The 12,353-nt window shown below is 72.8% G+C and carries 12 protein-coding genes and 1 riboswitch; of the genes, 2 read left to right on the plus strand and 10 right to left on the minus strand.

The annotated features are described in order from the left end of the window. Nucleotides 1–30: 30 nt before the first annotated feature. Entirely contained in the window at nucleotides 31–987 is a 957-nt protein-coding gene (locus GV126_RS05045) for a hypothetical protein (protein ID WP_159663063.1), read from the minus strand. 253 nt (nucleotides 988–1,240) lie between these two features. Between GV126_RS05045 and GV126_RS05050 the strand changes: the two genes are divergently transcribed. After that, complete coding sequence (locus GV126_RS05050) at nucleotides 1,241–1,861, plus strand: uridine kinase family protein (RefSeq protein WP_159673332.1); 621 nt, start codon at nucleotides 1,241–1,243, stop codon at nucleotides 1,859–1,861. Nucleotides 1,862–2,294: 433 nt separating this feature from the next. Continuing rightward, on the plus strand, nucleotides 2,295–4,160 hold the full coding sequence (locus tag GV126_RS05055; RefSeq protein ID WP_159663065.1) for an AAA family ATPase: 1,866 nt from the start codon (nucleotides 2,295–2,297) through the stop codon (nucleotides 4,158–4,160). Nucleotides 4,161–4,336: 176 nt separating this feature from the next. On the opposite strand, the gene GV126_RS05060 is transcribed toward GV126_RS05055, so the two are convergent. The 9 genes from GV126_RS05060 to GV126_RS05100 all read right to left on the minus strand — a co-directional run bounded on the left by GV126_RS05060 (nucleotide 4,337) and on the right by GV126_RS05100 (nucleotide 11,866). After that, nucleotides 4,337–5,422, minus strand: coding sequence for a hemolysin family protein (locus tag GV126_RS05060; RefSeq protein WP_159663067.1), 1,086 nt, complete (start codon nucleotides 5,420–5,422; stop codon nucleotides 4,337–4,339). Continuing rightward, a complete protein-coding gene (locus tag GV126_RS05065; RefSeq protein ID WP_159663069.1) occupies nucleotides 5,419–6,765 on the minus strand; it encodes a hemolysin family protein in 1,347 nt (448 codons plus the stop codon). The genes GV126_RS05060 and GV126_RS05065 overlap by 4 nt, the downstream gene beginning before the upstream one ends. 284 nt (nucleotides 6,766–7,049) lie before the next feature. After that, nucleotides 7,050–7,517, minus strand: a complete 468-nt coding sequence (locus GV126_RS05070; protein WP_159663071.1) for a PH domain-containing protein — start codon at nucleotides 7,515–7,517, stop codon at nucleotides 7,050–7,052. A gap of 10 nt (nucleotides 7,518–7,527) precedes the next feature. Beyond that, on the minus strand, nucleotides 7,528–8,376 hold the full coding sequence (gene hisG, locus GV126_RS05075) for an ATP phosphoribosyltransferase (protein ID WP_159663073.1): 849 nt from the start codon (nucleotides 8,374–8,376) through the stop codon (nucleotides 7,528–7,530). 55 nt (nucleotides 8,377–8,431) lie between these two features. Further along, nucleotides 8,432–8,704, minus strand: coding sequence for a phosphoribosyl-ATP diphosphatase (locus GV126_RS05080; protein ID WP_028423093.1), 273 nt, complete (start codon nucleotides 8,702–8,704; stop codon nucleotides 8,432–8,434). Between the two features lie 34 nt (nucleotides 8,705–8,738). Then, complete coding sequence (ribH, locus tag GV126_RS05085; RefSeq protein WP_159663075.1) at nucleotides 8,739–9,224, minus strand: 6,7-dimethyl-8-ribityllumazine synthase; 486 nt, start codon at nucleotides 9,222–9,224, stop codon at nucleotides 8,739–8,741. Between the two features lie 22 nt (nucleotides 9,225–9,246). Further along, nucleotides 9,247–10,530, minus strand: coding sequence for a bifunctional 3,4-dihydroxy-2-butanone-4-phosphate synthase/GTP cyclohydrolase II (locus GV126_RS05090; protein WP_159673334.1), 1,284 nt, complete (start codon nucleotides 10,528–10,530; stop codon nucleotides 9,247–9,249). 80 nt (nucleotides 10,531–10,610) lie between these two features. After that, complete coding sequence (locus tag GV126_RS05095) at nucleotides 10,611–11,255, minus strand: nicotinamide mononucleotide transporter family protein (RefSeq protein ID WP_159663077.1); 645 nt, start codon at nucleotides 11,253–11,255, stop codon at nucleotides 10,611–10,613. Then, nucleotides 11,252–11,866 (minus strand): riboflavin synthase, encoded by a 615-nt coding sequence (locus GV126_RS05100; RefSeq protein WP_159663078.1) that lies wholly within the window; start codon nucleotides 11,864–11,866, stop codon nucleotides 11,252–11,254. Before GV126_RS05100 ends, GV126_RS05095 begins: the two co-directional genes overlap by 4 nt. A gap of 158 nt (nucleotides 11,867–12,024) precedes the next feature. Continuing rightward, nucleotides 12,025–12,155, minus strand: a riboswitch (FMN riboswitch). Nucleotides 12,156–12,353 lie beyond the last annotated feature (198 nt).

Consider the following 12,353-nt stretch of genomic DNA (forward strand, 5'->3'; position numbering starts at 1 on the left):
GGTCAGCGGGACAGGGGAATCGGGTAGGGGTCAGCAGGACGGGGGGACGGGCAGGCCGCAGGCGCGCCGGGCCCGGGAGAGCTGTTCGACGGGGTCCCCGAAGACGCACCACGGCATCCGCGAGGCGTAGGGGCCCATGGCGGTGAGCACCGCGCGGCCCTCGAACTCGCAGCCGGCCTGGACCAGCGCGTGGGCGAGGTAGGCCAGGTCGAGGACCGGAGTGAAGCGGTAACCGGCCACCGTGGGCAGCCAGTTGTGGTAGATCGCCAGCGCGGTGGAGCGCCACTGGGGCTGCTCCCAGACCCGGTCGGCGAGCAGCCGGGTCGGGTCGTAGCTCTCCACCAGGGCGACCAGCGGCAGCAGGCGCAGGGGCGAGTCGGCGGGTGAACGCTGGCTGAGGAAGGCGGCGACGTCCCAGGCGGCGTTGACCGAGCCGCCGTGCCGGGTGAAGAAGCAGGCGAGGAAGCGGTGGTGGGCCTCGCGGTGCCAGGGATCGAGGGAGAGCACGTGCGCGAACAGCCGCCAGGGGCCCGGCGGCGCGGTGAGCAGTCCGCGCGGTGCCGGGTCGCCGAGCCGGTGCAGCCGGGCCATGGCCAGCTTGGCGACCTCGGGGGTGGGGTCGGCGGGGTCCAGGGCGGCGGCCCGGGCACAGGCCGACAGCGCTATCCGCTCCAGCGGTTCGGCCCGCTCGTCGCCGGCGTCGGCGGCGCGCAGCGCCCGGAGCACCGCCACCCGCGCCCACAGCAGCGCGGCCTCGGGTGAGGGTTCCTCGGCCAGCCAGCGTTCGGCGAGGTCGGAGTCGGCCGCCTCGGAGGCCAGGACGAGGGAGCGGTGGGCCCGCAGGGCGAAGTCGCCGCGGGTCTCGGCGAGCGCGGCCCGGGCAGTGGCCCAGCGGCCGGCCCTGACGTCCACGCACACGCTCGCGAGCACGCGGTCGTCCGCCGCCGGATGCCAGACGTACTGCCCTTCGAATAATCCAGCGGCCATCTTCCCGTCCCCGTATGACGCCTCACGTCTGCGCTCGGGGCACTTTACTCACCCCCGGGGACAACCGGAACGCTGTTTTCGACATGTTTCCGCCCGGCAGGGCCGAACAATCGGGAGAGATTGACGGACGCTCACTCGATGGTTCAATCCGGGACCGTTTAGGGCGCCGATCGTCCGGTGCGCCCGGCCCCTAGAATGTCTCCCGGATCCGTGCCGTCCGCCCCACCGGGCCTCCATCCCTCCGGGAACCGCCATTCACGCCCTCGTCCGCCGCCTGCGCCGTCTCGCGCCGTCCTGCGGTCCCGTGCGGCTCGTCGGCGTCGACGGCCACGCGGGCTCGGGGAAGTCGACCTTCGCCGGGCTGCTGGCGGCCGCCCTGGACGACGCCCCCGTGCTGCACCTGGACGACATCGCCTGCCACGAGGAGCTGTTCGGGTGGGACGGGCGGCTGCTCACCGAGGTGATCGCGCCGCTGGCCCGGGGCACGACGGCGCACTACCGCCCCTACGACTGGGTCGCCCGGCGCTTCGGGCACGCCCGGGCGCTGCCGCCGGCGCCGGTCGTCCTCGTCGAAGGCGTGGGGGCCGGGCGCCGGGCCCTGCGGCCGCATCTTGCCGCGTTGCTGTGGATGGACCTGCCGCGCGAGGAGGCCTGGGCGCGCGGGCGGGCCCGGGACGGCGAGGCACAGCGCGCGTTCTGGGCCGGCTGGGTCGAGGCGGAGCGGCGGCACTTCGCGGGCGATCCCTCCCGGCCGTTCGCCGATCTTCTGGTGCGGCAGTTGAAGCAGGGTTATGAGGTGCTGGCGGGACCGTCGGGACGGCTTGGACCGGACCGGTTCGTCACCCACCGTGAGGGGCCGTCGGCAATGTGCTGAACGTGTGAAGGCCCTTGCGGGGGAACTTGGCCAAGTACCTCAACTTCGCTTGACCGGGGGGCCGTACAGGTCTTACGTTCTCAATGTGCGGTCATCGCGGACCGCCCCGCAGACACGAAGCCCCCGGTTGTTCCCCCGTGATCGGGGGCTTCGTTCTGCCCAGGCGCCGTTTTCCGGGCGCCGCACGGCGCCGTCCGATCACCCACGGTCACCGAGCGCGGGGCGCTCATGTCTGCTCCCACCTCCCCGAACGCCCCGTGCCGCACCCTTCGGCGGGCGGGCACCCCACGGGTACGATGCCCTCGGTGCGACCTTCGAACGGCTGCTTCGCGCACCTGCAACTCCGGTCCGCGGCACAGCGGTTCGGCCGACGGCAGCCACCGGGCGACCGCCCGGTGGCGGACCAACGGGGGCACGGTTTGTGGGGGACGTGATGGACTTCGGCACGCAGGGCCCCAAGGCCCCGGCCGACCTCGCCTGGCTGCGCGGCGTGGACGCCTACACCATGGGCGCCTATCCGCAGGCGGAGGAGGAGTTCCGGGCCGCGGTGCGGATGGACCCCGGGATGGCCGACGCCTGGCTCGGGCTGCACGCGCTGCGCGTCGACACGACGACCGCGCTGCTGAAGATGTACCGGCACCGGGAGCGCTTCGGCGAACAGCGCGCCCGGCACCGCCGCACCCTCAACTCCTGGTACTGGCTGGGCTGGTGGGTGCAGCCCGTCCTGGAGAGCCCCCGCGATTTGCTGCTGGCGCACGCCTCCCACTGGCTGGACGGGCGCCACGTGCCCGAGCTGGACCGGGCGCTGGCCGGGCTGCCGCCCGTGGACACCGATCCCCAGGTGCGGTTCCTGCACGCCTGCCGCGCCTATCTCGTCAAGGACTGGGAGCAGCTCGTCCGGCACACCGACCCGCTGGTCGACGATCCGGTGCTGGGCATCGAGGCGGGCCTGTTCGGCGGCATGGCCCGGGTCCGGCTGGAGATGTACGGGCAGGCCGAGCCGCTGCTGTCGGCGGCACTGATGCGGTGCCGCAGCGAGCAGCCGCCGCGCAAGGAACTGCGGTACTGGCTGGCCCGGGCGCACGAGGGCACCGGCCGCAGCGCCGCCGCGCTCCCCCTGTACCGGGCGGTGCACCGGGTGGACCCGGCGTTCATGGACACCTCCGCGCGACTGGCGGCGATCACCGAGGCCGACGGGTACGACGACGGGGGCGACCTCGCGGCGGTCACCCTGGCCGGTGCCGGCCAGGACACCGTGGACGGCCCGGACGTCCTCGATCCGCTGTTCGGCACCGAGGGCCGCGAACTGAAACTCGGCGACGGCGACTTCGCGGCCTCCGCGGTGCTGCCCCCGGTGGCCGACCGGGCCGTGCGCGCACGCACCGCGGCTCCCGCCGGACCCCTGCCCAGCGGCCCGACCGATCCGGCCTTACTCGACCAGGCACTCGCCGAGCTGGAGCGCATGGTGGGCCTGGAACCGGTCAAACGGCAGGTCAAGGCGTTGTCCGCGCAGTTGAACATGGCGCGGCTGCGGGCCGGGCAGGGGCTGCCGGTGCAGCCGCCGAAGCGGCACTTCGTCTTCTCCGGCCCCTCCGGCACCGGCAAGACCACGGTCGCCCGCATCCTCGGCCGCGTCTTCTACGCCCTCGGACTGCTCGGCGGGGACCATCTGGTGGAGGCGCAGCGGGCCGATCTGGTCGGCGAGTACCTGGGGCAGACCGCCGTCAAGGCCAACGAGCTGATCGACTCAGCGATCGGCGGCGTCCTCTTCGTGGACGAGGCGTACTCCCTGTCGAACACCGGGTACGGCAAGGGCGACGCGTACGGCGACGAGGCACTGCAGGTGCTGCTCAAGCGCGCCGAGGACAACCGCGACCACCTGGTGGTGATCCTGGCCGGCTACCCGGAGGGCATGGACCGGCTGCTGGCCGCCAACCCGGGGCTGTCGTCCCGGTTCACCACCCGGGTGGACTTCCCGTCGTACCGCCCGCACGAACTGACCGAGATCGGCAAGGTGCTCGCCGCCGAGAACGGCGACCTGTGGGACGAGGAGGCGCTGGACGAACTGTCCTCGATCGCCGCGCACGTGGTCGACCAGGGGTGGATCGACGAACTGGGCAACGGCCGGTTCCTGCGCACGCTGTACGAGAAGAGCTGCGCCTACCGGGATCTGCGGCTGTCCGCCTATCCGGGACCGCTGTCCCGCGACGACCTGGCCACACTGCGCCTGCCGGACCTGATGCAGGCCTACGGGGAGGTGCTCTCGGGCCGGGGGCCGCAGGACCCGCCCGGCCTGTGAGCCGGGCGGCCGGACCGCCGGGCGCCCGTGGGCCCGAGCGCAGACCGCCCGCTCACTGTGCCGGGCAGCGGACCTCCCGATCGCCGAGCCGCCGCCGGCCACGGGCGGCGGACGGCAGGTGGCAAACGGCGGGCGGCGGACCGAGGGGCGCGCCGACCGCCGCCGCGGGGCGCGGGCTACGTCGCCAGCACCTGCTCCGGCTCTCCGGTCTCGCGGGGTCCGGTCAGGCGGATCTCCGGCTCCAGGCGGTGCGCCGGGTCCCGTACCTCGCCGACCAGCAGCTCCAGTACGTCCTCCAGGGCCACCACGCCCAGCACCCGCCCGGAGGCGTCCGCCACCTGCGCCAGGTGGGTGGCCGCGCGGCGCATCACCGTCAGGGCGTCGTCCAGCGGCAGCTCGGACCTCAGCGTCGTCATCGGGCGCCATATCCGCTGCGGGACGGCCCGATCGGAGTCCTCCAGGTCGAGGACGTCCTTGACGTGCAGGTAGCCCATGAAGGCGCCGTTGCCGGCGCAGACGGGGAAGCGGGAGTACCCGGTGCGGGCGGTCAGCTCGACGATCTCGCCGGGGGTGACCGAGGGGCTGACCGTCACCAGTGCCTCGCGGCCCAGCAGCACGTCGAGGACCGGGCGCGAGCCCAGCTCCAGCGCGTCCTCCAGGCGCTCCTGCTCCTCGGGGTCCAGCAGGCCGGCCTGGCCGGAGTCCTCCACCAGGCGGTTGAGCTGTTCGCTGGTGAAGACCGCCTCGACCTCGTCCTTCGGCTCGACGCGGAAGAGCCGCAGGATGCCCTGGGCGCACGCGCCGAGCGCCACGGTGACCGGCTTGCACAGGCGAGCGAAGGCGACCAGGCCGGGGCTGAGCCACAGCGCGGCCTTCTCCGGGGCGGCCATCGCGAGGTTCTTCGGCACCATTTCGCCGACCACCAGGTGGCAGAAGACCACGGCGGCGAGCGCGATGACGTAGCCCAGCGGGTGGACCATGCCGTCGGGCAGGTGCAGCCAGGTGAACACCGGCTCCAGCAGGTGCGCCACCGTGGGTTCGGCGACGGCGCCGAGCGTCAGCGAGCAGACGGTGATGCCGAACTGGGCGGCGGCCATCATCTGCGGCAGCCTCTCCAGGCCGTACAGCACCTGGCGGGCGCGGGCGGTGCCGAGCGGTTCGATCTGGCTGCGGCGGACGGAGACCAGCGCGAACTCGGCGCCCACGAAGAAGCCGTTGACGAGCACGAGCAGCGCGGCGAAGACCAGTTGGAGCACGCTCATCGGGCGGCCTCCGCCAGGGAGGCGGCGGTCTCGGCCACAGGGGCCGTGCGCACCAGGCGGACCCGCTCGGCGCGGTAGTGGCCGACCTGGCGCACGGACAGCCGCCAGCCGGGCAGCTCCGCCTTGTCGCCGGGGGCCGGGATACGGCCGAGCAGGTCGGCCCCCAGGCCGGCCACGGTCTCGTACGGGCCCTCGGGGGCGTCCGGGCCGATGCGCTTGGGCAGGTCGACGCGGCGGCCGCCGTCGACGTCCCAGGCGGGCCGGCCGTCCTCGGGCGGGGCGGGGGCCAGCTCCGGCACGTCCTTGGCGTCGTGCTCGTCGCGGACCTCGCCGCCCAGTTCCTCGCCGATGTCCTCCGGGGTGACCGCGCCCGCCGTGCCGCCGTACTCGTCGACGACGACCGCGATGGGCTGCTCGTTGCGCAGCTGGGCGAGCAGCGGCTGCACGGGCAGCGTCTCGGGCACCAGCAGCGCGGGTCGGGCGATCCGGCCCACCGGGGTGCGCAGCCGCTCGTGGGAGGGGACCGCGAGGGCGTCCTTGAGGTGGACCATGCCGACGACCTCGTCGATCCGCTCGTGGTAGACGGGGAAGCGGGACAGGCCGGTGGCGCGGGTGAGGTTCACCACGTCCTCGGCGGTCGCCGAGGACTGCAGGGCGCTGACCTTCACGCGCGGCGTCATGACGTGCTGTGCGGTCAGCTCGCCCAGGGACAGGGTGCGCACGAACAGGTCGGCGGTGTCCTGCTCCAGGGCGCCGGCCTGCGCCGAGTGGCGGGCCAGGGAGACCAGCTCGCCGGGGGTGCGGGCGGAGGCCAGCTCGTCGGCGGGTTCGACGCCGAGCGCGCGGACCAGCCGGTTGGCCACCGTGTTCAGCGCGGAGATCACCGGGCGGAACAGGCGCGCGAAGACGTGCTGCGGGCCGGCGACGAACCGCGCGACCTGCAGGGGCCGGGACACCGCCCAGTTCTTGGGCACCAGCTCGCCGATCACCATCTGCAGCGCGGAGGCCAGCAGCATGCCCACGACGACGGCGGCCCCGGAGACCGCGCCGTCGGGGACGCCGACGGCCGAGAAGGGCCCGCGCAGCAGGTCGGCCAGCGCCGGCTCGGCCAGCATGCCGACCACCAGGGAGGTGATGGGGATGCCGAGCTGGGTGCCGGACAGCTGGAAGGACAGCTCGCCGGGCGGCTCGCCGACCCGGCGGGCGCGCCGGTCGCCGTCGGCGGCGGCCTGCTCGGCGTCCGGCCGCTCGACCGTGACCAGGCCGAACTCGGCGGCGACGAAGAAGCCGTTGGCGAGGATCAGCAGGAAGGCCGCTCCCAGGAGCAGCAGGGGGATGGTCATGATGTCGCCGCCCGGGCGCGGGCGCGGACCGCGATGGGGTCCGCGCTATGTCGGCTGGGGGCGGCGCAGGTACTACAGGACGATCCGTCCATCGCCGGAGGGAGTCACTCCTCGGGTAGCAGGAGCCCCTGGCACCGGGCGGGGCTCAGGGGCGGGGCGCGGTGGACGCGCCCTCGCCTCCAGATTAATCAAGACCGGGGCGGATGCGTCAGGGTGGACGTCCCGGAGTCCGCCCTGAGGCCGGCCCCGACTCGACCCCGAGGCGCTCCCCGGGACAGCCCGACTCAGCCCTGAGGCTCTCCCCGGGACAGCTCGGGGTCGTGCAGGGAGCGGGCCTCGACGAGCGCGCGCAGGGCGCGGGCGTCGGCGAGGGCGCGCTTGCGGGCGATGCCGGGCTGGATGCCCAGCGCGGGCAGGGTGGTGCCGTCGCTGAGGTCGAGGAACACCCACGGGTCACCCGTGCGGAGGTTCACCTGGAGGATCTCCGGCCACGCCAGCCGGCGGCGGCTGGCGATGTTGACGACGGTGACGCCGGAGTCGTCGGCGACCACCTTGGGCCGGGCCAGCAGCACCAGCACGCCGGAGATCAGCGCGCCGGTGAAGACGAAGCTGATCCGCTCGCCGGGCGTGAGCGGCTCCAGCAGCACGGCGACGGCCGTGATCACGGCGAAGAGCGCGACCGAGGCCGTCAGCAGCACCGCGCGGACGTGTCCCGGCCGGAACGTGACGGGCAGGGCGGGCAGGTCGGACATCGCTCGTCCTCTACAGGCGGCAGGCGTGGATGGCCGTGGTCAGGATGGCGCGGGCGCCGATGGCGTACAGGTCGTCCATGATCCGCTGGGCGTCCTTGGCCGGGACCATGGCGCGCACGGCGACCCAGCCCTCGTTGTGCAGCGGGGAGACGGTCGGGGACTCCAGGCCCGGGGTGAGCGCGACGGCCTTCTCCAGCTGCTCGACCCGGCAGTCGTAGTCCATCATCACGTACGTCCGGGCCACCAGGACGCCCTGCAGGCGGCGCAGGAACTGCTGCACCTTGGGTTCCTCGGCGTCCGCGCCGGTGCGGCGGATGACGATCGCCTCGGACTTCATGATCGGCTCGCCGAAGACCTCCAGGCCGGCGTTGCGCAGGCTGGTGCCGGTCTCGACGACGTCGGCGATGACCTCGGCGACGCCGAGCTCGATCGCGGTCTCCACGGCGCCGTCCAGGTGGACGACGGAGGCGTCGACGCCCTTGTCCTCCAGGTGACCCGCGACGATGCCCTCGTAGGAGGTGGCGACCGTCTTGCCCTTGAGGTCCTCGACGCCGTTCGCGGTGCCCGGCTTGGCGGCGAAGCGGAAGGTGGAACGAGCGAAGCCGAGCGGCAGGATCTCCTCGGCGTCGGCGCCGGAGTCGATCAGCAGGTCGCGGCCGGTGATGCCCAGGTCGAGGCGGCCGGAGGCGACGTAGATGGCGATGTCGCGGGGGCGGAGGTAGAAGAACTCGACCTCGTTCACCGGATCGACGATCCGCAGTTCCTTGGACTCGCGTCGCTGCTGGTAGCCGGCCTCATGCAGCATGTCCGCCGCAGGGCCGGAGAGTGAACCCTTGTTGGGGACGGCGATGCGCAGCATGAGGTCGGCTTCCTTTGCGTGAAGGGGGTTTCTATGGCTTTGTACAGCAGGCGGCTTACAGATGGGCGTAGACGTCGTCGAGGGAGATGCCGCGGGCGACCATCATCACCTGGACGTGGTACAGCAGCTGGGAGATCTCCTCGGCGGCCGCCTCCTTGCCCTCGTACTCGGCGGCCATCCAGACCTCGGCGGCCTCCTCGACGACCTTCTTGCCGATGGCATGGACTCCCTTGCCGACCAGTTCGGCGGTGCGGGAGCTGGCGGGGTCGCCGTGCGCGGCCTTGTGCTGGAGCTCGGTGAACAGCTCCTCGAACGTCTTCTTGGACATGGTGGTGCTAACCCTACGCGGTCCGGGCCACTGGTCACCGCCAGGGCTCGGAGACCGAACGCAGCGTGGCGGCCGTCGCCACCGCCGCGGTGACCGCCTCGTGGCCCTTGTCCTCACTGGATCCCTCCAGACCCGCCCGGTCCAGGGCCTGCTCCTCGGTGTCGCAGGTGAGCACGCCGAAGCCGACGGGGACACCGGTGTCGACGGCCACCTGGGTGAGGCCCTGGGTGACGCCCTGGCAGACGTAGTCGAAGTGCGGCGTGCCGCCGCGGATGACGACCCCGAGGGCGACGATCGCGTCGTAGCCGCGGCCGGCCAGCACCTTGGCGACCACCGGCAGCTCGAAGCTGCCCGGGACCCTGAGCAGGGTCGGTTCGTCGATGCCCAGCTCGTGCAGGGCGCGCAGGGCGCCGTCCACCAGGCCGTCCATCACCTTCTCGTGCCACTGCGCCGCGATGACGGCGACCCTCAGGTCCCCGACGTTCCGCACGGACAGCTCCGGTGCACCCTTGCCGCTCACGTGTCTCCTCAGTGCTGTGTCGTTACTGGTTGCCGCAGGTCGACGCGGGGCCCGCGTCCAGCCAGGGCAGGTCGTGGCCCATCCGGTCCCGCTTGGTGCGCAGGTAGCGGACGTTGTGCTCGCCGGCCTGGACGGGCATCGGTTCCCGTCCGGTGACCTTGATGCCGTGGCGCAGCAGCGCCTCGGTCTTGTCGGGGTTGTTCGTCATCAGGCGCACGCCGGCGACCCCGAGGTCCTTGAGGATCTGGGCGCCGGCGCCGTAGTCGCGGGCGTCGGCGGGCAGGCCGAGTTCGAGGTTGGCGTCCAGGGTGTCGCGACCGCGTTCCTGCAGCTCGTAGGCGCGCAGCTTGGACATCAGGCCGATGCCGCGGCCCTCGTGGCCGCGCAGGTAGACCACCACTCCCCTGCCCTCCTGCTGGATGCGTTCCAGGGAGGCGTCGAGCTGGGGGCCGCAGTCGCAGCGCAGCGAGCCGAACACGTCGCCGGTCAGGCACTCGGAGTGCACGCGGACCAGGACGTCCTCGCCGTCGCCGATCTCGCCGTGGACGAGGGCGACGTGCTCGACGCCGTCGACGGTGGAGCGGTAGCCGTACGCGGTGAAGGTGCCGTGCCGGGTGGGCAGGAGGACCTCGGCCTCGCGGCGGACGGTGGGCTCGGAGCTGCGGCGGTAGGCGATCAGGTCCTCGATGGAGATGATCGTCAGGCCGTGCTTGCGGGCGAAGACGATCAGCTCGGGCAGGCGCAGCATGCGGCCGTCCTCGCCGGCGATCTCCACGATCGCGCCGGCCGGGCGCAGCCCGGCGAGCCGGGCGAGGTCGACGGCGGCCTCGGTGTGGCCGTTGCGCACCAGCACCCCGCCGGGCCGGGCACGCAGCGGGAAGACGGGCCCGGGGCGCACGAAGTCGGGGGGCTGCGCGGTGCCGTTCGCCAGCAGCTGGAGGGTGGTGGCGCGGTCGGCGGCGGAGATGCCGGTGGTGACGCCGTGCTCGGCGGTGGCGTCGACGGAGACCGTGAACGCGGTCTTCATCGACTCGGTGTTGTCCTCCACCATCTGAGGGAGCTTCAGCCGGTCGAGTTCGTCGCCCTCCATGGGGGCGCAGATCAGGCCGCGGCACTCGCTCATCATGAACGCGACGATCTCGGGGGTGGCCTTCTCGGCGGCGACGACGAGGTCGCCCTCGTTCTCGCGGTTCTCGTCGTCGACGACCACGACCGGGCGGCCGGCGGCGATGTCCGCGACGGCCTGTTCGACCGGGTCGAGGGTGAAGTCCTCCAGGTCGTCGCTGCTGTACAGGACGGGTGGCATCGAAGGGGCGGCGCGATGGGGGTCCCCCCAGGCCTGCTGCCCTGGGGGAGTCGGGGTGGTGGTGGGAGACGGGCGGGCAGTCATGCGGGCGCTCCTTCCGGGACGGGCTCGGCGCTCCGGCGCGAGCGCAGCCACCAGTCGCGCATGCCCCACAGGACGAGCGCGCCGTAGACGACGTAGACGAAGCCGGAGAAGGCGAAGCCGTTGGCGAAGTTGAGCGGGACGCCGACGGCGTCGACGAGCAGCCAGGCGAACCAGAACTCGACCATGCCGCGCGCCTGGGCGTACATCGCGACGATGGTGCCGACGAAGATGTAGGCGTCGGGCCAGGGGTCCCAGGACAGGGACGGGTAGGCGTGGAACAGGGCGGCGACGGCGACGGTGCCGAGGGCGGCGGCCACCAGCAGCACCGCCCGCTCCCGCCAGGTGGCGAACCGTACGGCGATGTGGCCGTCCCCGCCCTGGCCCTTGCCCCGGTTCCACTGCCACCAGCCGTAGACGGCGACGACCATGACGACGATCTGCTTGCCGGCGCTGCCGGACAGGTGGGCGGTGGCGAAGGCGGCGAAGAGGATCAGGCCGGAGAGGAACTGGGTGGGCCAGCTCCACAGGGACCGGCGCCAGCCGAACGCCAGGCCGAGCAGGCCGATGACGTTGCCGATCATGTCCGACCATTTGATGTGCTGGCCGAGGAGGGTGAAGGCCTCCGAGTTGAGCCAGTTCACTGGGCGGCCTCCCGGGCGCCGGCGCGGTCGCCGAGCAGCCGCTCGACGTACTTGGCGACGACGTCCACCTCGAGGTTGACGGGGTCGCCGGGCTGCTTCAGACCGAGGGTGGTCAGGGCGAGGGTGGTGGGGATGAGGCTGACGGTGAAGAAGTCCTCGCCGGCCTCGACGACGGTGAGGCTGATGCCGTCGACGGTGATGGACCCCTTCTCGACGACGTAGCGCGCGAGGTCGGCGGGCAGCGAGATCTTCACGATCTCCCAGTGCTCGGAGGGGGTGCGTTCGAGGATCGTGCCGGTGCCGTCGACATGTCCCTGCACGATGTGGCCGCCCAGGCGGGCGCCGACGGCGGTGGGGCGTTCGAGGTTGACGCGGGAGCCGACGGCGAGGACGCCGAGGCTGGAGCGCTTGAGGGTCTCCGCCATGACGTCGGCGGGGAACTCCTCGCCCTCGTGCTCCACGACGGTGAGACAGACCCCGTTGACGGCGATGGAGTCGCCGTGCCGGGCGCCCTGGGTCACGACGGGGCCGCGGAGCCGGAAGCGGGCGGCGTCGCCGAGGTCCTCGACGGCGGTGACCTCGCCCAGCTCTTCGACGATTCCGGTGAACACTTCCCGGGTCCTCCTGCCTCTTCGGGCACGGACTCCGGGGCTGTCGATGACGACAGAGAACACGAGCGAGGACACTCGGGGCGACGGCGCCGTCGACGGATCCGCCCGCGAGGGCGAACCCGGATACGGCGGCGTGCGCACGCGTGCGTGCCCGCTCGCCGCGCACTGCCTCCCATCCGGACTTTAACCGTCGGTCCAGGAATTCCACCTGGTCAACCGGCCGCTGGAAGCGGCCGGGTCGCGGACTTTAACCGCCGGTTCGGACTTTCACCGACCCCGGAGTGCGCTGCTTTAGGTACACGGCCAGTGTGCCACGCCTGCACGGCGTCCAGACGGGTGATCGATGTGGGCTCGCTCACAGAGCGCAGCGCGCGCCTTCCGGTGCGTGTGCGGCTGCCACAGCCCGGGCCGTGCCCGCGCTGCGGGTGAAGGCCCGGCGGCGGGCAAGGGCCGTCGTCACCGCCGCCGGGCCGGTCTGCGCCGGGAG

Source organism: Streptomyces mexicanus (assembly GCF_902506575.1).
In the GTDB taxonomy this organism is placed as follows: domain Bacteria; phylum Actinomycetota; class Actinomycetes; order Streptomycetales; family Streptomycetaceae; genus Streptomyces; species Streptomyces mexicanus.

Bases quoted from the DNA above. Each gene is read 5' to 3' on its own strand.
- GV126_RS05045 (WP_159663063.1), bottom strand. From the start codon at position 987: ATGGCCGCTGGATTATTCGAAGGGCAGTACGTCTGGCATCCGGCGGCG.
- GV126_RS05055 (WP_159663065.1), top strand. From the start codon at position 2,295: ATGGACTTCGGCACGCAGGGCCCCAAGGCCCCGGCCGACCTCGCCTGG.
- GV126_RS05060 (WP_159663067.1), bottom strand. From the start codon at position 5,422: ATGAGCGTGCTCCAACTGGTCTTCGCCGCGCTGCTCGTGCTCGTCAAC.
- GV126_RS05065 (WP_159663069.1), bottom strand. From the start codon at position 6,765: ATGACCATCCCCCTGCTGCTCCTGGGAGCGGCCTTCCTGCTGATCCTC.
- GV126_RS05070 (WP_159663071.1), bottom strand. From the start codon at position 7,517: ATGTCCGACCTGCCCGCCCTGCCCGTCACGTTCCGGCCGGGACACGTC.
- hisG (WP_159663073.1), bottom strand. From the start codon at position 8,376: ATGCTGCGCATCGCCGTCCCCAACAAGGGTTCACTCTCCGGCCCTGCG.
- GV126_RS05080 (WP_028423093.1), bottom strand. From the start codon at position 8,704: ATGTCCAAGAAGACGTTCGAGGAGCTGTTCACCGAGCTCCAGCACAAG.
- GV126_RS05090 (WP_159673334.1), bottom strand. From the start codon at position 10,530: ATGCCACCCGTCCTGTACAGCAGCGACGACCTGGAGGACTTCACCCTC.